We start from the raw sequence: 19645 nt of genomic DNA, 5'->3' as shown, positions 1-19645 counted from the left end.
ACAAGTAACCCGTGAATACTGGCTCACGGGGTGTTTTTTCTTTACTTCTTCTTTCCTTTCGGAGGAATCCGATCGTTAACCAATTTTTTATCATTGATTTTGGGCTCTATGCCAAGGACCAGATTTCGGAGGTTAGAGCGATGCAGGTACAGAAGCAACAAGGTGTAAAAGAGGAAAATCAGTTCATAGTTTATTTTTGCAGAAACGAGTGAATATGTTAAAAGCGCAATTCCCACTGAAATGGAACCCAGAAAAACATATTTGGTCAGGAAAATGATGAAGAAGAAGGTGAGATAGGCAGCCGCGAATAGAGGGATGTTGATAAAGACAAGCGCTCCTGCTGTAGTTGCAATTGCCTTCCCGCCGCGGAATCCGGCTAGAATTGGGAAACAGTGGCCCATTACAGCTGCGAGTCCGAAATAAAGCGGTTCTAAGCTAAGGTGGAACATAGTCGGTAAAGCTGCCGCTATTAAGCCTTTCCCAACATCTACAATCAATACAATTATGGCTGCTGTTTTACCGAGAACCCTAAGTGAATTTGTAGCTCCGGGATTGTGGCTTCCAAGCTCACGGATATCTACATCAAATGCTAGCTTTCCTACAATTAGTGCTGTTGGAATGCTGCCGATTAAATAGGCAGCCAATAAAAGTATAATGAACATAATCATCATTCCCTTTCGTGGGTTGATTCATCTTTAAAATTATATTCAGTGAAAATAGGACAATGTGTTTTCTTTTAAAAAAGGAGAGTGGATGCTATAAATAAATGAATTTTGGGTTAGGGAAATCGTTCTGAATGCAGAATATGAGGAACTTCGAAAACATTGGAATGGAAATATAATTTAATAATTTACAAACTTGAGACACAGGAGTATGATTATCATCAGTTTCATATTTCTATATCGCTTAATCCTTATGGAGCGGGGGACCCATTTTCGTGGTTTTATTACCACTTGGGGTGAATCCTATGAATGTAGGTAGGGCTACTCTTTTAGCCCGAATCCAACAGCTAACCTCGTAAGCGTAATGAGAGAGGAAGGTGGAGCTGGTGGAAAGGAAAATTCGTCCGCTAGGCTATTTACATTGCCTTGCGGGCTTTTTTATTTTCAGCGATTCAGCAGATAATTTTTGGGTTCAACTTGCTGAAACTGGGGAATATAAAGTTACACAATAAATTTAGAGGTGTAAATATGCTATCAGCAATTAAGAGATTTCTAATTGGCCGTCCATTAAAATCAACTGAGCTAGGCGAACAAAAACTTAATAAAACAAAAGCCTTGGCCATTCTGTCTTCAGACGCTTTGTCCTCTGTAGCATATGGTCCGGAACAGATCCTGATCGTACTGATTACAATAAGTTCCGTGGCTTTTTGGTACTCCTTACCCATCGCGATTGGTGTACTTGTTCTTTTAACTGCTCTTATATTGTCTTACAGACAAATTATATTTGCATATTCACACGGTGGAGGAGCCTATGTCGTATCGAAAGAAAACCTCGGTGAGAACCCGGGGTTGGTTGCTGGTGGATCCCTGCTGGTGGATTACATCCTGACCGTTGCAGTAAGTGTCTCGGCTGGTACCGATGCGATTACCTCTGCATTTCCTACCCTGCATCCGTACAATGTATGGATAGCGATTGTACTCGTTATTTTTATTACAATCTTAAATCTACGCGGGATTACAGAATCCGCCTCCATATTGGCGTATCCTGTCTATCTGTTTGTACTCGCTTTGTTCATCCTGATTGGAGTGGGTATGTATCAAATATTTACCGGCCATATTTCTCCAACCTTGCATGCACCGATTGGTACACCTGTTGCAGGAATTACATTATTCTTGCTGCTAAGGCATTCGCATCAGGGAGCTCTGCTTTAACTGGAGTAGAAGCGATATCCAATGCGATTCCCAACTTTAAAGATCCTGCGCCTAATAATGCAGCTAAAACATTAATGGCAATGGGAATATTGCTGGCAATATTATTTTCGGGAATCGTTTACTTAGCTTATTATTATGGTATCACTCCAAAAGAACAGGAAACGGTTGTCTCCCAAATTGCAGCAACAACATTTGGTAGGAATTATATGTACTATTTCATTCAGGGAACGACAGCGATGATTCTTGTTCTCGCTGCGAATACAGGATATTCCGCTTTTCCTTTATTGGCATTTAATCTTGCTAAGGATAAATATATAATGCGAATGTTTACGATGCGAGGAGACCGTCTTGGCTATTCGAACGGTATTATTACTTTGGGAGTCACCTCCATCCTTTTGATTGTTGCCTTCAAAGGACAGACTGAACAGCTAATACCGTTATACGCTGTCGGGGTGTTCATTCCGTTTACGTTATCCCAGACTGGGATGCTGGTAAAGTGGATTCGCGAAAAACCAAATGGATGGATGGTGAAATTAACCATCAATTTCATCGGAGCATTAATTAGCTTTACCGTAACGATGATTTTCTTTATTACGAAATTTTCACAGGTTTGGCCGGTATTAATTTTCATTCCGCTGTTGGTGCTTGGATTCCACCGCATTAAAAGGCATTATGAAGCAGTTGGCGATCAGTTAAGGATTACTACATGTGAACCGCCTGTGCCTATAGAAGGAAATGTTATGGTCGTGCCTGTGGCGGGCATAACTCATGTCGTAGAGAACTCGATTGCCTATGCAAAATCGCTTTCACCAGACCAGATTTTAGCTGTATACGTTTCATTTAACCGACAGGATGAAAAGCTATTTGAAGAAAAATGGAACAAGTGGCAGCCGGATATCAGGCTGGTGACACTTCACTCGCATTACCGAAGCATCATTCAGCCGTTAACGAAATTTGTCGATACGGTGGAACATAAAGCGAGTGATGCAAATTACCGTGTAACAGTACTGATTCCTCAATTTATTCCGAAAAAGGGCTGGCACAACATTCTTCATAACCAATCAAGTTTCTTGATTCGCGCGTTTCTTCTTTACCGTAGAAATGTCGTTGTGACGACAGTTCCTTATCATTTGAAAAAATAATTGAAAAAGGCGGCTTTACTTAAATGTAGAGCCGCCTTTTCTTTATTTAAGCAAATTTTTTTCGATTTTAATTTGCGAAAGGGCGATGTGTGTCACCGTTTCGGCATAGGATGTGATTTCATTTATAAAAACTTCCAGATCCTGCAGCGCGTTAAGGCGCAGCTTGACGATATAGCAGGCACGGCAGGCGATACGGTAGCAAAACTCGGCATTCGGGTTTTCAGCTATCGTACGCCGGAATTTTTCGTATTCGCCCTGACGGAGGGTGACCTCCATAAAACAATCGATGCCGTAACCGATTTTTCCATAATCGATCGATATGGTGTACTCGCTAATAATGCCCTCACTTTCCATTTTGCGGACACGTTCTGTAACAGAGGGTGCAGAAAGGTTCACTTTCTTCGCCAGCTCCCGCATCGACTGCCGGCTGTTTGCCGACAATTCCCTAAGAATTTTCTTATCCGTTTCATCTAAAATCATTTGGAAGGCCACCTCTCCATTTTTCTTTCTATATAGAAAGTATTTTCAGATAAATTGTTTCACGTGAAATACCATTCTTTTTGATTGCATTATACTATAAAAGGGAAAGGATGGGATGAAATGCCAAGGATTTTTTTACCTATAAAAGAGTTATCGAATTTTGAGAATGCCCTGACATACGTTTCGGAGATTAAGGAAATGTATGACCGGCTTTATGCATTTTTATGGGAAGAGGAGGATGGGCTTGAAAAAGAAATGAAGGAAAAGATTCGCCTTCTTCTGGCTAATATAAACGGCTGTCAAACATGCATGAGCCTCTCATATACTGGTGATTCCGCCTGGAATGAACCGATTAAGGCAGCTGTCACTAAAGATGATTTTTCTGAGTTTCCGGAGTTTGAACAAAAGCTTTTTACTTTTATAAAAAAATACCGTCGTGAACCAAAGGAAATTATCGAAGAAGAGATCAGCTGGCTCATGGAATTTTACGATGAACCTCAAATCATTAAGCTTCTGGCATTAATCAACCTGTTTGACGGATTCCATAAAATGATTGTCAGCCTGGATTTATACGATTTTTGCTCGATAGGGGAAACAAGGAAAAAGCCCATTTATTGATTGGAAAGATTTAATGGATGCCCATAAATAATTTTGGGGCATCCATTAAGTTTCGGAGAATATTTTTTGTTTGTTGCAAGCACACTACTAAATGTGGATTTTACCCCTTTCAAAGGAGAATCTCATGAAATTAAACTTAAGGAGTGTGTTTATGGGTATTTTGAGTGGAAATCCGCAAAATGAGCCGCTGCATTACGGAGAAGTATTTGGGGTTTGGAGTTTTCTTACCGCGGCAAAAGGCTTTAAAGCTGGCTATCAAACGTATTTGAATCATACAGGAGATGGGGACCTCAAGAAATTGATTGAAGATGCCATCCAGGGGCTAACGCAGGAAATCAGCCAAACAGAGGAATTGTTAAAGGTAAATGGTGTAGGGTTTCCGCCAACACCCCCAGAGCGCCCTTCAGCTGATTTGGAAAGTATCCCGGTAGGAGCCCGTTTTGCAGATCCTGAAATAAGCGCAGCCGTATCCATGGATATTGCTGCAGGATTAGTTGCATGCAGTACAATCATTGGACAATCAATCCGTGAAGACGTTGCCATGATGTTTGGGCAGTTCCATAATGCAAAGGCCATGCTGGGAGCAAAATTTTTAAAGCTCAATAAAGAAAAAGGCTGGTTAATCCCTCCTCCATTACACTTGAATTCACCTGGTAAAGAATAATTTTTTAATAGTGAAAGCAAAGTCTAAAAATAATTCGCTTAGACAGCTTTATTAATATTAGTACTTCCGCCGATTAGTGGATCGGCGGATTTTTTTGGAGAAAAAAATTTCTCCACATCAGGGGTCTAAAGAATGAGCCCACGAAATAATGGATCATTCTGGCGAGATTATAGTTAAAATGCGCGAGATTATCGTAAAATTCCGCGAAATAAAAGTGTAAACGCGCGAGAAGAACGCTTAAAGCCGGGAGATTATTTGAAAAGGTGGCGCTGTTTATTCGAAAACCCAGCGAAATGCCGGCCTTTTTCCTCAGGATTAATCTTGTACAAAAAAATTTTGAAAAAAGTGTAGGGATTTTCAAAAATAAAGCGTCTATTCATGTGACAGACAGAGAAAAGAAAGGGGGAGAGACATTAGCGACCTGGCTTTAATACAAAAGGTGCTTGAAGGCAATGACCATGCGTTCCGTCTATTAGTCGAAAAATACCGCAATGATGTGTTCCGGACTGTTTTTGCTGTATTACGCGACGAAAAGGAAGCCGAGGATGCAGCCCAAGAAGTATTCATGAAAATCTACACGTCTCTCTCCCGCTATGAAAATCAGGGCTTTAAAACATGGATCACAAGGATTGCCGTTAACCATGCCATTGATACGAAGCGAAAAACAGCCCGAAGGAGAGAGGACATCATTGAAGCAATAGAGCAGCAGGCTTTTGGAACCTCGAAGGACAGCATTGAAAATGAGCTATTCGATAACGACAGGCGGAAGCAGGTCCGAGATAAACTAGACGAACTGCCGGATAACTACCGTGATGTGATTTACGGTTTTTACATAGCAGAAAAAAGCTATCAGCAAATGGCAGATGAACAGAATGTTCAAATAAAAACGATTGAAACAAAGCTTTACCGGCGAGGAATTGGATGAAAAAGAATTGGAAGGAGGGCGATTTTTTATGAAGCATTTTTCAGATATCGAATGGCTGAGGTATGTGAAAGATGAAGTGGATGAAGAAAGCCGTGAAGCAATGGAAAGCCATCTCTATGATTGCGGGCCATGCCTTGAGAGCTATTTAAACGCTGTTGAGCTTTGCGAAAACTCGCTTCCAGTTCTATCAAATGAAAGTGCTTTTAACGACTCCGTAATGGCTGGAATTTTGGCGATAAAGGAGAATCCAGTTTCGGTATTAGAATATAAATCCAAGAAAAAACAATTAATTTTATCGAATGCATGTAAGAAACAGAAAACTTTTTATCAGCAGGAGGTATTCCATTACTTTTTGGCGGCAGCAGTAACAATCCTGCTCATGCTTTCAGGGGTGTTCACATCGATTGCCCGCTTTACGGACCGGGTTGAAAGTAAGGAAATTGAGAAAAAACAACACTCTGTTACAGATGGAGTCATTAATAAAACATTTGCATGGATGGATTCATTAGAAAATAAGGGGGTTGATACTAAATGAAAAATTCTACCGCAGCATTAACACTATCCATATTTCCTGGCCTCGGCCATATTTATAGCGGAAGGATTATTCGCGGATTGTTTTATTTGTTTGCTACGCTAGGAGCATTACTGTTTTCATTTCTGCTTTTCTTGAATAACACAGGAGAGGTTGGAGTTGTGGCGTTCCTTTTGGGAGCGGTTTTCTACATTGCAAGCTTCATTGATATGGCCGTTCAAAATGCCAGGAAAAAATCAGCACTGGCAGAAGCGGGTGATGATCCAGTCCAACAGAGTCAGGAATCGGAGCGTTTTTATACGATTATTCTTTCGTTTGTTCCAGGGCTTCGCCAGCTTCCAGCTCGGCTTAATGAACCGTGGATTGACGATGCTTGCTGCATTTTTGGGGCTTGGTGTAATGGTGTTTTTTGTATCGGTTCTGACCAACCGTGGTGAATTTCTTGTATTCCTGGCTGTCCTGCCGATCATTTGGGTATACGGGTTTTTTGATAGCATTCAGCAATTGAACAAAAAACAGCGTGGAGAGCAGCTGGTTGACCGCACCATTTTTGAGGATTTTGAAATGAGAAGGGAGGACGGCAAGAAGAGCAAATCGATTGCTACATTCCTATCGATTTTCCCAGGAGCAGGACATTTATACCTTGGGCTGCAGCGGCGCGGATTGCAATTGATGGCAGCATTTCTTTTCTCGATTTATATTCTGGATATTTTGCGTCTAGGGATTTTCTTGTTTTTAATACCGATAATCTGGTTTTACAGCTTCTTCAACGGCCTGCAAAAAACATCACGCTATGGTGATGAACCGCTCGAAGACATGCCGATTATTTCCTATTTAATCAATCATCAGAAATGGGTCGGAATCGGGCTTGTTTTAATGGGACTTTACTATTTATTCACAAATATTATCGTTCCTGTCTTTGCGCCAATGATTTCAAGAATGATTGATATCGATCTTGCATTTTGGATGCAAACCTATCTGCAATCTGGAATTGTATGTGTTCTGCTGATTGGAGGAGGCATTAAACTGTTATCTGGCAGCAAGTCCAAGAGAGGGGAAGAATCAGGATGAAAAAACAAATCTGGGGACCAGCGATAGCCGGAGCCATTTTAATAGGTGCTGCTCTTGGCTGGCTTAATAAAAAGCAAGCTAAAGAAAAGGGAGTGACAGAATGAGAACGTGGCGTGTCGGAACTTTTTCCATGGGAGCATCTCTACTCCTCCTCGGTATTTTCCTTCTTTTTTCAAGGGTGATCGGCTTAGATCTTTCAAATGTAATGATGTCATGGTGGCCAGCCATTCTGGTTGTGCTCGGCGCAGAGATCTTAATTTATTTAATTTTATCAAAACAGGAAAAGCACTTTTTAAAATACGATTTCCTTAGCATCTTTTTTATCGGCTTGCTGGGGACAGTCGGAATCGCGTTTGTCATTTTTAATTCGACAGGGCTTTTGGGCAAGGTACAGGAAGTGATGGCGCGGGAGGAGCGTACATCTGAATTGCCTGGATTTGACTATAAATTAGACAGCAGTGTTAAAAGAGTGGTCGTGAGGACTGTAGACTATCCTTTAACGATTGAAGGTACCTCCGAAAATGCCGTGTCCATGTTCGGCACCTATCGGGCTCAAACAGCTAAAAGAAATAAGCTGATCAGCAAAACAGAAGATTATATTTACGCTAATCAAAAGGGTGACACGCTCTATTTAAATGTTAAGTCATTGCCGAGCGAGATGGGTCCGTTCGATTCTTACAGCACGATTGCGGCAACCATTCTCGTTCCCAAAGATGTAACCGTTGAAATCATTGGCAATGAAAACCCGATCACCTTAAAGCCAAGAGAAATCATGAACGATTGGAGCGTTAATGGAGCTTCATCCCTGGTGGTTCAAGTTGGGAAGAACAGCGATTTGAAAATTTCTGCGGCTGGCGTACAGGATGTACAGGGCAAGGATGGCGCCTGGAAGGTGACGGAAGAGAAGCCTGATGCACAAGGAAATTATTCGGGATTTAAAAACGCTACATACCAAAAAGGGGAGGGCAAGCATCTTCTGAGCATTGCCAACACTTCCAATGTCAGCTTGAATATTGAAGAGTGATTCTAGGGCCGTTTATTCGGCCCGCTTTATTTTCGTCTAAGAAATAATAAAATTGAATGATTTGGATAGCTTCTCACTAGTTGTATTAGTCTAGCTCCAACGCCCAGCCAGTTTTCATCTTAGAGAGTGCTTCTTCGAATATCTTGCTCAAAGCATGACCTTTAGGTGATGCTTTGAGCAGTTCAGGGTCATAAGCCAAATCACTCCAGAAATCAGGACAAGGAACGCTTCGGCAGCATATGCATCGAACGAAGAAAAGGCGATAGCCTTTTCGAGGCATCCGCATCGCACGAAGGAAAAGCGATAGCTTTTCCGAGGATGACTGCGTGATTCTTCTTATGCCTGTCGGGGCTAACCACTAAGGAAGGCTTCTAGGAGAATAAGCTTCGCAGGAACAAGCGGGTTTTGCTTGTTCCGAGGGCGCTTGCGCCTTTTGTTTTTGCAAAAAGAAAAAAAAGCGTTATGATTATAGACGGTATTTTAAGGGAAACACTATACTTTATGGCTTGGAAAGCATTGCGGGAAGGTATCCTTTGAGATATGATGTTAATTGGTAGAATATTGTAAGTGACCAGACATCCGTGGAAAGCGAAAATTTGATTTCAATTATAGGATGATGATGAAAATGAAAAGAGCAAGAATAATTTATAATCCAACATCTGGACGTGAAGCTTTTAAAAAGAATCTTCCTGAGGTGCTGCAAAAGCTCGAGGAAGCCGGTTATGAAACTTCATGCCATGCGACTATCGGTGCCGGAGATGCCACCAAAGCTGCAAAAATTGCAGTTGAACGCCGCTATGACCTTTTGATAGCAGCAGGTGGGGACGGTACGATCCATGAGGTTGTAAATGGATTGGCAGAACAGGAATACCGCCCTCGTCTGGGAATTATCCCGATGGGTACCACAAATGACTTTGCACGCGCACTGCAGATCCCAAGGGATATTGATGGTGCTGTGGAGATCATTGTTAAAGGCGACACGATCCCTGTTGATATCGGCAGAATCAACGATAAGCATTTTATTAATATTGCCGGCGGGGCCAGATTACGGAACTTACATATGAGGTACCGAGCAAGCTTAAAACAATGCTCGGCCAGCTTGCCTACTATTTGAAAGGCATGGAAATGCTGCCATCGATCAAGGCAACGCAAGTCAGGATCGAATATGATGGAAAGTTGTTTGAAGGCGAAGCGATGCTGTTTCTCGTCGGATTGACCAACTCCATAGGTGGATTTGAAAAATTGGCACCTGATGCGTCCATTAACGATGGTTTATTCTCATTGCTGATTGTGAAAAAGACAAATCTGGCCGACTTTATCCGTATTGCAACGCTAGCGATTCGCGGTGAACACGTGAATGACGAAAGTGTCATTTACACTCAGGCAAACCGGATCAAAGTCACCTCACCAGATAAGTTGCAGATTAACCTTGATGGGGAATTTGGCGGCCTGCTTCCTTCAGAGTTTGAAAATTTATACCGCCATTTAGAGGTCTTCGTTCCGATTGATAAAATCCGTCCACTCGATAAGCCGACGGATTGGGTTCCTGGAATGAGGTATAGCTGATTTTGAATATTTACGAAGCCTGCTTGCCAAATAGGTAAGCGGGTTTTTTATGTAAACTTTAAACCCTAAGCCCAATCTAGGAAAATACCCGTCTACAATCCCTGGACAGTTAATGAGTCAGATCTTCTACCTAAAGGATATTTTGTGTTCGATAGAGAAAAAAATGTTATAATGACAGCTATCAAGACAGATTCCTGTAAAGGGGCGAGTGGGATGGAAAAACGTGCTTTGATCAACATTGATTATACTTACGATTTTGTGGCGGATAACGGGGCATTAACATGCGGTGAGCCAGGACAAGCGATAGAAAAAAAAATTACCGAGCTGACAGAAGAGTTTATTAAAAACGGAGATTATACTGTTTTTGCAATTGATGTACATGATCAAGGGGACGAATACCATCCGGAAACGAAGCTATTTCCCCCGCATAATATTAGAGGGACAAAAGGCCGTGACTTATTCGGAGAACTGAATTCAGTTTTTGAAGCTAACAAGCATGTTTCAAATGTAGTATATATGGATAAAACAAGATATTCAGCTTTTGCTGGAACGGATCTTGAAACCAAACTCCGTGAGCGGGGGATTACTGAGGTCCATCTAGTTGGTGTTTGCACCGATATTTGTGTGCTTCATACAGCTGTAGATGCCTATAATAAAGGTTTTAAAATCGTCGTCTATCGGGATGCTGTGGCATCATTTAACCAAAACGGGCATGCTTGGGCACTTGGGCATTTTGAACAAACGCTTGGCGCGGTGGTTAAATAGATTTAAAAATGGTAGAATTGATAATAATGTTGGAAAACCTGTAGAGTATTTTGGAGGTTAGTCATGAAACATATTTATTCAGACGACAGTTTAGCTCTTCATACGGATTTATACCAGATCAATATGGTCGAAACGTATTGGAGAGACGGAGTCCATAATAAAAAGGCCGTCTTTGAACTTTTTTTCCGGAAACTGCCGTTTGGTAACGGCTATGCCGTATTCGCAGGCTTGAAAAGGCCATTCAATATATTAAAGAATTCCGGTTCACGGAAGATGACATTGATTATTTAAAAAATGAACTAGGATATAAGGAAGACTTTTTAGAGTATTTAAAAGGACTGCATTTTACCGGCAAAATCAGATCCATGAGGGAAGGCGAGCTCGTTTTTGGAAATGAGCCGATTCTTCGTGTCGAAGCACCACTTGCTGAAGCGCAGCTGGTCGAAACAGCTCTGTTAAACATTGTGAACTATCAAACATTAATTGCGACAAAAGCGTCCCGAATTAAGCAGGTCGTTGGAAACGAAGTCGCGATGGAATTCGGAACAAGGCGTGCCCAGGAAATGGACGCAGCGATTTGGGGAACAAGAGCAGCCTTTCTCGCAGGCTTTGAAGCAACAAGCAACGTAAGAGCAGGAAAACTGTTTAACATTCCTGTCTCCGGTACACATGCCCATGCGATGGTCCAGGCGTACAAGGACGAATATCAGGCCTTCAGGAAATATGCTGAAACGCACAAAGACTGTGTGTTCCTGGTTGATACTTATGACACGCTTCGCTCCGGAGTTGAAAATGCAATTAAAGTGGCAAAGGAAATGGGCGATAAAATCAATTTCAAAGGAATCCGCCTCGATAGCGGGGACCTTGCCTATCTCTCAAAAGAAGCACGAAAGATTCTTGATAAAGCGGGCTTTAAGGATGCAAAAATTGTAGCCTCAAGTGATTTGGATGAATATACCATTATCAACCTGAAATCTCAGGGTGCGAAAATCGACAGCTGGGGTGTCGGTACAAAGCTGATTACCGCTTACGATCAGGCTGCCCTTGGAGCTGTTTATAAACTGGTTTCAATTGAAAATAATAATGGGGAAATGGAAGATACTATTAAGATTTCCTCCAATCCGGAAAAAGTCACCACACCAGGATTGAAAAAGATTTACCGGATCATCAATAACGTGAACCACCATGCAGAAGGGGATTATATTGCAATGGAGGACGAAGTGCTGCCGGAAAAACGCCTGCGCATGTTCCACCCAACGCACACTTACATCAACAAGGTGGTCACCAATTTTACTGCAAGAGAGCTTCATGAGGATATTTTTGTCGATGGCGAACTTGTTTATGAAATTCCTTGCCTAGAGGAATCTAGAGAATACTTAAAGGCAAATCTTAATTCGCTCTGGGATGAGTACAAGCGCACGATGAATCCTGAAGATTACCCAGTCGATCTTAGCCAAAAGTGCTGGGATAACAAGATGCGGAATATTGAAGAAGTGAAAGAAAAAGTAGATGCGATGAAAGAGTAGATAAAGAGGCGTCCATAACGGGCGTCTTTTGCTATGTTTCTGAGACTCTTTTTCAAAAAGTAGATTCTAGCAGGTTTAATCGTGGGTTCGTTTCGCAATGATCATGGCTTTATGTTACAATCCTGTTATCCAAAACGGAGCAAAGGAAGTAGAATATGAGCAAAACAATACCGGTTCAAAAAAACGATTATATAGAAGCAGTATTTGAAGATTTGACCCATGATGGTGCGGGTGTGGCAAAAGTGGACGGCTACCCGATTTTTGTTCAGGGCGGACTGCCGGAGGAAAAAGCAAAAATTAAAGTAATTAAGACCAATAAAGGCTATGCAATCGGGAAATTGATTGAAATCCTTGAAAGAAGCCATTTTCGTGTGGATATCGCTAAACAGGATGCACATAAATACGGAGGCTGTCAGATTGAGCATATCAGCTATGAAGGCCAGTTAAAGTATAAGGAAAACATGGTAAGACAGGTGCTCACCCGCATCGGAAAGCTGGAGGATGTAAAGGTCCATACGATATTGGGGATGGAACATCCGTGGCATTACAGGAATAAGGCACAGGTGCCAGTCGGTGAAAAAGATGGAAAGCTCATTGCTGGCTTTTTTAAACAGCGTACACATGAAATTGTCGATACGAATGAAAGCCTGATCCAGCTTCCGGAAATCAATGAAGCGGTGCAAACGGTGAAGGAAATCTGCAGCGAATTGAGAATTCCTGCCTATCAAGAAGAATCGCATAAAGGGGTCATCCGCCACATCATGGCCCGTTACGGAAAGACAACCGGAGAGCTCATGGTCGTCCTGGTTACGAGAACAGGTGAAATTCCTTTTAAAGAAAAGCTTGTTGAGCAAATTATCGCTAGTCTTCCTCAAGTGAAGTCAATTGTCCATAACGTTAATTCCAAACGGACTAATGTTATTTTAGGAGACAAAACGAAACTGCTATGGGGAAATGAAGTTATTTATGACTATATTGGAGATGTAAAATTTGCGATTTCTGCACGTTCCTTTTATCAGGTTAATCCCGACCAAACAAAGGTGCTGTATGAGAAAGCATTGGAGTATGCCGATTTAAGCGGGGAAGAAAACGTAATTGATGCATATTGCGGAATCGGAACAATCTCTCTGTTTCTCGCTCAAAAAGCACGAAAGGTTTTTGGAGTTGAGATCGTACCGGAAGCAATTGAGGATGCCAAACGCAATGCCGAGCTGAACGGAATCACAAACGCGGAGTTTGCGGTCGGGGAAGCGGAAACGGTTATACCAAAATGGTATAAGGAAGGTAATAATGCAGATGTACTCGTTGTTGACCCGCCACGCAAAGGCTGTGATGAGCGCCTGCTGAACACCATTATCGAAATGAGACCAAAGAAGGTTGTCTACGTTTCCTGCAACCCGGCAACACTGGCGAGGGATCTGCGCATACTCGAGGATGGCGGCTATAAGACGGTCGAAGTCCAGCCGGTGGATATGTTTCCTCAAACAACGCACGTTGAGTGCTGTGCGTTGATAGAATTGATTAAATAAATTATTGTAGGAGGTTTTTTGATGGATAATAATGATATATTAATTCGATTAAGATATGCTTTAGAAATAAAAAATAAAGAAATGGCAGAGATATTTAAACTTGGGGGCGTGGAAGTAACAGTGCCTGAAGTGATAAAGATCCTAACAAGATCAGATGATGATGAGGCTGAAAATGACGATCAAATAAAATGCAATAATAGTATGTTCGATTCATTTTTAAATGGCTTTATTGTTTTTAAAAGAGGGAAACAAGATCCAAAACCAGGACAGCCTGATACACCAGAAACGTCTTTAAAGAAAAGCGCAAACGTTAATAATCTCCTGTTAAAGAAAGTGAAAATAGCCTTATCGTTAACTACTGAGGATATGCTGGATATATTCGAAAAGGCAGGAATCACGGTAACAAAAGGAGAACTGGGCGCTTTATTAAGAAAAGAAGGCCATAAGAATTATAAAGAGTGTGGAGATAAGTTCGCGAGGAACTTTTTAAAGGGACTAGCAATCAAATACAGGGGATAACGGCAATAAAGGATCCTAAGGTGACGAAATGATACATACCTACTCAGGAGAGACAATTAGTTTTGAAATAAAATACAAAAAACGGACATCTACGGGCATATATATAGACGTCTATGGAAATGTTGAAGTCCATGCTCCTAAAGGAACACCCGATGAAAGCGTGCTTCAATTATTAGAAGACAAATGGGATTTGATTCAACAAAAATCAAAAGAAAAGAAGGATAGACTGCTTGGGCCACAGGAGAAGGTCTATGAGCATGGTGAAAGCTTTCTTTATTTAGGAAACACCTATCCCATACAGATCCATCAAGATATAAACATCACACAAGACTATGTAGTGTTTGAAGGAGAAAAGCTGCATATATATGTGAAACAACTTGAGGATGAAAAAATAAAGCAAGCTTTAAAACGATACTATTATCAGCAGTGTAAAGCTTTAGTGGAGAAGAGTATCCAGTCCTATAAAAGCAACTTTAAAGTTAAACCACGTTCTATCCGAATTTCAGATAGTAAAACTACCTGGGGAACCTGTGATTCAAAACTGCAGTTAACATTTAATTGGAGGCTGGCAATGGCACCACTGAAGGTGATCGACTACGTAGTCGTTCACGAAATGTGCCATATGATCCATCTGAATCATGACCGATCCTTCTGGCGCCTTGTTGGAAAAATAATGCCCGATTATAAGGAACAGGAAAACTGGTTAGCAATATCAAGTTGGAAAATGACTGTTTAGTAGTTAGCATCATAGGAAGCATTGCTGTTTTCAAGGAAAAGTTGTCATCACTGTGTGAAGAGTGAATCCGTGTTTTCTATTATAAACGTCAACCGGCAGTCGCAAAAATAGTATTAAAAGAAGGCAACTAACCCGAATGGGAGTTGCCTTCTTGTCTGGTAAATATTAGGGTTAATGAAGTTCTCAACATGGAAATTTTTTATAAAATCTGGTTTAGGAACCTTTGGGTCCGCTCGTGCTGTGGATGGTTAAAAATTTCGTCAGGAGATCCTTCTTCGATTATATTTCCGTCGGCTAGCATAACGATTCGGTTTGCAACTTCTTTCGCAAAGCCCATTTCATGTGTCACAATGACCATCGTCATTCCTTCATGTGCTAAATCCTTCATAACTTGCAGTACCTCACCTACAAGTTCAGGATCCAATGCAGACGTTGGCTCATCAAAAAGCATTACTTTGGGTTCCATTGCCAATGCTCTTGCAATGGCTACCCTTTGCTTTTGTCCGCCGGATAATTGCTCAGGATAAAAATTCGCTTTATCCTGTAATCCCACTTTTCTAAGAAGTTCCTTTGCCTTTGAACTTGCATCCTCCTTGGATTTCCCTTTTACATTGACGGGTGCTGAAATGATATTTTCCAAAACTGTCATGTGGGGGAATAAATTGAAATGCTGGAACACCATACCGACCTTTTCCCTTATCTTATTAAGGTTCACTTTAGCCGGATGGATAGCTTCGCCTTCGATGATAATATCCCCGCCATCTGCAGTTTCTAAAAAGTTTAAACAGCGAAGAAGAGTACTTTTTCCTGAGCCGCTTGCACCGATTAAAACAACAACTTCTCTTTCGCTTACTTCTAAATCAATATTCTTTAAGACTTGAAGGCTTCCAAAGGACTTGGATAGATTTTTCACTTTGATCATGCCACTAGTGCCTCCTTTGGCTTGCTTACATCCAGTTTTTTCTCAAGCCGGTTAGTAAACCAGGTAAAGATTAACACGATAATCAAGTAATATAGCCCTACGACAAAATAGGTTTCAAATGGCATATAGTTTTCGCCCTGAACACTAAGGGCAGTGTTATATAAGTCTGTTACAGAAATATACGCAACGAGTGAAGAATCCTTCAAACTGATAATGAACTGGTTGCCAAGAGGCGGAATCGCTCTTTTAAAGGCCTGTGGAAAAATGACTTTTCTCATAGCAAGGTGATAGGGCATACCTAGGGACCTTGCGGCTTCCATCTGCCCTTGGTCAATCGATTGAACCGCACCCCTGAAAATTTCAGCTATATATGCACCTGTATGGATACTTAAAGCTAATGCACCTGCGGTGAAACTATCCAAAGTCAGCATATTGGCTAATCCATAATACAGGAACATAAGCTGAACAATTAACGGAGTCCCACGTATGATTCCAATATAGGTGTCAGAAATCCAGTTAAGAAGTTTAATAGAGGAAATTTTAAAACTTGCAAAAATAATTCCAATAATCAGCGCAAAGACCAGGGAAATGGCTGTGATGGATATCGTCGTCCAAGAGGCTTTCAGGAAGGCAATCCCATGTTCACTGAGGATTCCTGTGATATTTTGCAAAAAACTCATGATCTCATCAACCTCCATTTAAGAAAAACGTAAGCCCCTTACAGGGGAGCTTACGCAATTTTTTTAAAGAAATAGATAATTACTTTTCCATAATATTTTCATTGAACCATTTTTTACTTATTTTTTCGTAAGTACCATCATCCTGCATCTCTTTTATAGCCTTGTTGATTTTTTCAACAAGTTTTTTTCACCTTCCGGGACAGCCACACTTACACGGTCTTCATTTAGTAAATCACCAACGGCTTTGATTTTTAAGCCTTTTTCATTCTTTGCATTTACTCCAACAATTTTATCAGTAATGACGGCATCCAATCGGCCGAGTGCAAGATCCTGAAGTGCGTTTACATCGGAAGGATAGCCTTTTACCGTGTCTGATAATTTTTCTGCCATATCCTTCCATGTGCTGGATTGAATGACGCCGATCGTTTTTCCTTTTAAGTCTTCTTTGGATTGAATATCATTATTGTTTTCAGCTACAAAAATTTGTGCTCCAGATAAATAATATGGATTGGTAAAGTCGACTTGCTTATCACGCTCTGGTGTTGCAGTCATACTTCCGATAATTGCATCATATTTATTCGCTTTTAATCCCTGGATGATTGTTTCCCATGGATTTGTTACAGGGTTGGCTTTAAGACCAATTCTTTTCGCAATTTCGGTGCCGATTTCTGCGTCAAACCCCGTTAACTTTCCATCTTTTTTAAAGTTTAATGGTGGATAAAGTCCACTCATCGCAAATGTAAGCGAGCCTTCTTTTACTAAATTTAAATTTCCGTCCTTTGTACTGCTTTCCTTGCTTCCGCAGGCAGATAAAACCAAAAGCAAAGAAGCGACGAGCAAAACGATAAGTCTTTTCATGATGTATCCCCCTTTTTAAAATAAAAAAGCACCGTCTATGTTAAATAAGACGGTGCCCATACACCCTCATCCATAAGCTTTGAAAAAAGATAGTTCTCCACAATTCAGGGAATTGTGACAGTTCTGCCCCTATTCGAGTACAGACCCAGCCTTCTGAAAACAGTGATTTCAAAAGCTTCGGCGATTTATCCTTTTTCCTATTTTCATAGATTTCATCTGAATCTCTAATAGGATACTATTATAAATCGCGACCTCTACCCCATCTCAAATGCTTGAAAAGATGAGGATTTATATTTGGTTTTTAAAAACAATTTTTATTATATATAAATAATATTACAATGACAATAATAATTATGCATTTTTTTAATTTTAAATTAAATGCTTGACGGGGATTTATAAATTGATATACATTTTTCTAAAATACCATTTTACTAGAAAAAGGGGCTGGAAATATGCTGCAATGCCGTGAGGATGTGCTGGCATTCACCAAGCAACTCGTTAATATTGAAAGTATTGTAAACACAGATGGAGAAAAGGTGATTGCCCATTCTTTAAACACGTTAATTTCTTCATTTCCCTATTTTGCTGCGAATCCTTCGCAAGTAGTGATAGAAAAAACCTTACACGATCATGTGGAAAGATATAATGTTTTGGCTTATGTAAAAGGAACAAAAGGAAATAGCAATCGAACTGTCATCCTAATGGGGCATATTGATACTGTCGGAACGGATGATTTTAATCAATTAAAAGATATTGCGTGTTTTCCTGATGAATTGATGGAAGCTTTAAAAAAGGAGGACCTTCCTGCTTCTGCAATAGAGCATTTAGACTCGGGAGACTGGATGTTTGGAAGGGGCGTCCTTGATATGAAAAGCGGCGTTGCCAGCCACTTATATCTATTAAAATATTATTCAGAGCATCCAGAGGAATTGGATGGAAACATCGTCCTTTTGGCAGAGTGTGATGAAGAGGATAGCTCTCATGGGGTACTTTCAGCTTTGAAGGTGTTGAAAAGCTGGAAGGAAGAGCAGGGTTTTGAATACGTTGCGGCAATTAATGCTGATTTTGTTTCGCCCCGCTATGCTGGTGATGAAAATCGTTATATCTATAAAGGAACAGTAGGAAAGCTTCTTCCTTCATTTTTTATAACGGGTGCAGAAACTCATGTCGGATCTTGCTTTGAAGGACTCGATCCGAATTTTATCGCTGCGGAGCTGACAAAACAAATCGATTACAATCCAGAGCTTTGTAACGAGGCTTTTGGGGAAACCACTGTTCCTCCAGTATCTTTAAAACAAACAGATTTAAAACCGTCTTATACCGTTCAAACAGCATTATCAGCCTATGTCTATTATAACTTTTTCATCCACTCCTGGTCTCCGAAGGACGTGTTAGCAAAGTTAAAGGAGCAAGCATATATCTCATTTGAGAATGCTCTTCGTACCTTCGATGAAAGATATAAACAGTATAGTTCCATGAGTGGGGAGCCGTATACTAAGGCCCCTGGCAGCCAAGGGTTTTTACCTATGAAGAAATGGATGAATTGCTGATTCAGGAAAATGGCGATAGGTACATTGCCCATATGGATCATTTTAAAGAAGAACTTTTACAAGCTATCGAGTTGGACTCACGAATGTATGCGGCAAGAGTAGTGGAAGAAGCATGGAAATGGATGAAGGACAAAAACCCAGCCATTATACTTTTCTATTCATCACTTTATTCTCCGAGGATTGAATTGACCGGAAAGACAAAGGATGAACAAGCATTTATCGAGGCATTGGATGAGGCTGTAAAAACAATACAGCCCCATTATCAATATCCGATTGTGACACGAAACTTCTTCCCGTATATCTCTGATATGAGTTTCGTTGCTTTAAGTGATGACGAAGAAGGGATTAATGCAGTATCCAAAAATAATCCTGGATGGGGCACGAAGCATTTTGTAGAGTTTCAAGACATCCGGGACATAAATGTTCCTGTTATTAACATTGGGCCTTACGGAGTGGATGCACATAAAAAGCTGGAAAGAATGGAAATGACGTATTCCCTTGAAGTGGTGCCGAATCTGACATACTCCGTTATTCAAAATTTATTAAAATAAAGAACAAAAGGCGCAAGCGCCCTGGTTAGCCCCGACAGGCATAAGACGAATCACGCAGGAAATCCTGATTTCTGGAGTGATTTGGCTTATGACCCCGAGGGGCTGGGAGCTCC

The 19645-nt window shown here is 40.9% G+C and carries 14 protein-coding genes, 6 pseudogenes and 2 riboswitches; of the genes and pseudogenes, 15 read left to right on the top strand and 5 right to left on the bottom strand.

All coding sequences use genetic code 11. From position 1 onward, the window contains the following. Nucleotides 1-41 precede the first annotated feature (41 nt). Entirely contained in the window at nt 42-662 is a 621-nt protein-coding gene (gene plsY, locus RCG23_RS09880; protein WP_308179566.1) for a glycerol-3-phosphate 1-O-acyltransferase PlsY, read from the bottom strand. 231 nt (nt 663-893) lie between these two features. After that, nucleotides 894-1040, top strand: a riboswitch (cyclic di-AMP (ydaO/yuaA leader). A gap of 8 nt (nt 1041-1048) precedes the next feature. Between plsY and RCG23_RS09875 the strand changes: the two genes are divergently transcribed. Both RCG23_RS09875 and RCG23_RS09870 read left to right on the top strand, forming a co-directional pair. Continuing rightward, the gene (locus tag RCG23_RS09875) at nt 1049-1174 is read left to right on the top strand and encodes a hypothetical protein (protein ID WP_308179565.1); all 126 of its coding nucleotides are present in this window, start codon (nt 1049-1051) and stop codon (nt 1172-1174) included. A gap of 16 nt (nt 1175-1190) precedes the next feature. Further along, a pseudogene (locus RCG23_RS09870) lies at nt 1191-3016 on the top strand (APC family permease). Nucleotides 3017-3058: 42 nt separating this feature from the next. On the opposite strand, the gene RCG23_RS09865 reads toward RCG23_RS09870, so the two are convergent. Then, entirely contained in the window at nt 3059-3496 is a 438-nt protein-coding gene (locus RCG23_RS09865) for an Lrp/AsnC family transcriptional regulator (RefSeq protein ID WP_308179564.1), read from the bottom strand. A 120-nt stretch (nt 3497-3616) separates the two neighbouring features. Here RCG23_RS09865 and RCG23_RS09860 point away from each other — a divergent pair, with 120 nt between their 5' ends. The 12 genes and pseudogenes from RCG23_RS09860 to RCG23_RS09805 all read left to right on the top strand — a co-directional run bounded on the left by RCG23_RS09860 (nt 3617) and on the right by RCG23_RS09805 (nt 14971). Next, nucleotides 3617-4114 carry a hypothetical protein gene (locus RCG23_RS09860; RefSeq protein WP_308179563.1) on the top strand — a complete coding sequence of 166 codons (498 nt, stop codon included), beginning with the start codon at nt 3617-3619 and terminating at the stop codon, nt 4112-4114. A gap of 151 nt (nt 4115-4265) precedes the next feature. Further along, on the top strand, nt 4266-4778 hold the full coding sequence (locus RCG23_RS09855) for a DUF3231 family protein (protein ID WP_308179562.1): 513 nt from the start codon (nt 4266-4268) through the stop codon (nt 4776-4778). A 439-nt stretch (nt 4779-5217) separates the two neighbouring features. Next, nucleotides 5218-5703: an RNA polymerase sigma factor gene (locus RCG23_RS09850; RefSeq protein WP_308179561.1), complete on the top strand. Its 486-nt coding sequence runs from the start codon at nt 5218-5220 to the stop codon at nt 5701-5703. Nucleotides 5704-5731: 28 nt separating this feature from the next. Next, nucleotides 5732-6238 (top strand): hypothetical protein, encoded by a 507-nt coding sequence (locus RCG23_RS09845; protein ID WP_308179560.1) that lies wholly within the window; start codon nt 5732-5734, stop codon nt 6236-6238. Beyond that, nucleotides 6235-7306 (top strand): annotated as a pseudogene (locus RCG23_RS09840) (hypothetical protein). The gene RCG23_RS09845 and the pseudogene RCG23_RS09840 overlap by 4 nt, the downstream one beginning before the upstream one ends. A 100-nt stretch (nt 7307-7406) precedes the next feature. After that, on the top strand, nt 7407-8330 hold the full coding sequence (locus tag RCG23_RS09835) for a hypothetical protein (protein WP_308179559.1): 924 nt from the start codon (nt 7407-7409) through the stop codon (nt 8328-8330). A 613-nt stretch (nt 8331-8943) separates the two neighbouring features. Continuing rightward, nucleotides 8944-9896: pseudogene (locus RCG23_RS09830) on the top strand (diacylglycerol kinase). A 213-nt stretch (nt 9897-10109) separates the two neighbouring features. After that, a complete protein-coding gene (locus RCG23_RS09825; protein ID WP_308179558.1) occupies nt 10110-10661 on the top strand; it encodes a cysteine hydrolase family protein in 552 nt (183 codons plus the stop codon). 63 nt (nt 10662-10724) lie between these two features. After that, nucleotides 10725-12187: pseudogene (locus RCG23_RS09820) on the top strand (nicotinate phosphoribosyltransferase). 155 nt (nt 12188-12342) lie between these two features. Then, nucleotides 12343-13716, top strand: coding sequence for a 23S rRNA (uracil(1939)-C(5))-methyltransferase RlmD (rlmD, locus tag RCG23_RS09815; RefSeq protein WP_308179557.1), 1374 nt, complete (start codon nt 12343-12345; stop codon nt 13714-13716). A gap of 21 nt (nt 13717-13737) precedes the next feature. Then, nucleotides 13738-14235, top strand: coding sequence for a YehS family protein (locus tag RCG23_RS09810; protein WP_308179556.1), 498 nt, complete (start codon nt 13738-13740; stop codon nt 14233-14235). Between the two features lie 28 nt (nt 14236-14263). Beyond that, nucleotides 14264-14971, top strand: coding sequence for a M48 family metallopeptidase (locus RCG23_RS09805; protein WP_308179555.1), 708 nt, complete (start codon nt 14264-14266; stop codon nt 14969-14971). Between the two features lie 199 nt (nt 14972-15170). Here RCG23_RS09805 and RCG23_RS09800 read toward each other — a convergent pair whose 3' ends face one another. The 3 genes and pseudogenes from RCG23_RS09800 to RCG23_RS09790 all read right to left on the bottom strand — a co-directional run bounded on the left by RCG23_RS09800 (nt 15171) and on the right by RCG23_RS09790 (nt 17431). Beyond that, nucleotides 15171-15893 carry an amino acid ABC transporter ATP-binding protein gene (locus RCG23_RS09800; protein ID WP_308179554.1) on the bottom strand — a complete coding sequence of 241 codons (723 nt, stop codon included), beginning with the start codon at nt 15891-15893 and terminating at the stop codon, nt 15171-15173. Then, a complete protein-coding gene (locus RCG23_RS09795) occupies nt 15890-16573 on the bottom strand; it encodes an amino acid ABC transporter permease (RefSeq protein ID WP_308179553.1) in 684 nt (227 codons plus the stop codon). The genes RCG23_RS09800 and RCG23_RS09795 overlap by 4 nt, the downstream gene beginning before the upstream one ends. A gap of 79 nt (nt 16574-16652) precedes the next feature. Beyond that, nucleotides 16653-17431: pseudogene (locus tag RCG23_RS09790) on the bottom strand (ABC transporter substrate-binding protein). Between the two features lie 82 nt (nt 17432-17513). Then, a riboswitch (Lysine riboswitch) is annotated at nt 17514-17696 on the bottom strand. Nucleotides 17697-17883: 187 nt separating this feature from the next. On the opposite strand from RCG23_RS09790, the pseudogene RCG23_RS09785 reads away from it, so the two are divergent. Next, nucleotides 17884-19532, top strand: a pseudogene (locus tag RCG23_RS09785) (M20/M25/M40 family metallo-hydrolase). The last annotated feature ends 113 nt before the right edge of the window (nt 19533-19645 follow it).

The organism is Neobacillus sp. PS3-34 (assembly GCF_030915465.1).
Taxonomy (GTDB): domain Bacteria; phylum Bacillota; class Bacilli; order Bacillales; family Cytobacillaceae; genus Neobacillus_A.
Note: the sequence above shows the minus strand (reverse complement) of the source record. Positions and strands in the feature narration are given on the sequence as shown.

Bases quoted from the DNA above. Each gene is read 5' to 3' on its own strand.
- plsY (WP_308179566.1), bottom strand. From the start codon at position 662: ATGTTCATTATACTTTTATTGGCTGCCTATTTAATCGGCAGCATTCCA.
- RCG23_RS09800 (WP_308179554.1), bottom strand. From the start codon at position 15,893: ATGATCAAAGTGAAAAATCTATCCAAGTCCTTTGGAAGCCTTCAAGTC.
- RCG23_RS09845 (WP_308179560.1), top strand. From the start codon at position 5,732: ATGAAGCATTTTTCAGATATCGAATGGCTGAGGTATGTGAAAGATGAA.
- RCG23_RS09825 (WP_308179558.1), top strand. From the start codon at position 10,110: ATGGAAAAACGTGCTTTGATCAACATTGATTATACTTACGATTTTGTG.
- RCG23_RS09795 (WP_308179553.1), bottom strand. From the start codon at position 16,573: ATGAGTTTTTTGCAAAATATCACAGGAATCCTCAGTGAACATGGGATT.
- RCG23_RS09805 (WP_308179555.1), top strand. From the start codon at position 14,264: ATGATACATACCTACTCAGGAGAGACAATTAGTTTTGAAATAAAATAC.
- RCG23_RS09860 (WP_308179563.1), top strand. From the start codon at position 3,617: ATGCCAAGGATTTTTTTACCTATAAAAGAGTTATCGAATTTTGAGAAT.
- RCG23_RS09810 (WP_308179556.1), top strand. From the start codon at position 13,738: ATGGATAATAATGATATATTAATTCGATTAAGATATGCTTTAGAAATA.
- RCG23_RS09835 (WP_308179559.1), top strand. From the start codon at position 7,407: ATGAGAACGTGGCGTGTCGGAACTTTTTCCATGGGAGCATCTCTACTC.
- rlmD (WP_308179557.1), top strand. From the start codon at position 12,343: ATGAGCAAAACAATACCGGTTCAAAAAAACGATTATATAGAAGCAGTA.
- RCG23_RS09855 (WP_308179562.1), top strand. From the start codon at position 4,266: ATGGGTATTTTGAGTGGAAATCCGCAAAATGAGCCGCTGCATTACGGA.
- RCG23_RS09865 (WP_308179564.1), bottom strand. From the start codon at position 3,496: ATGATTTTAGATGAAACGGATAAGAAAATTCTTAGGGAATTGTCGGCA.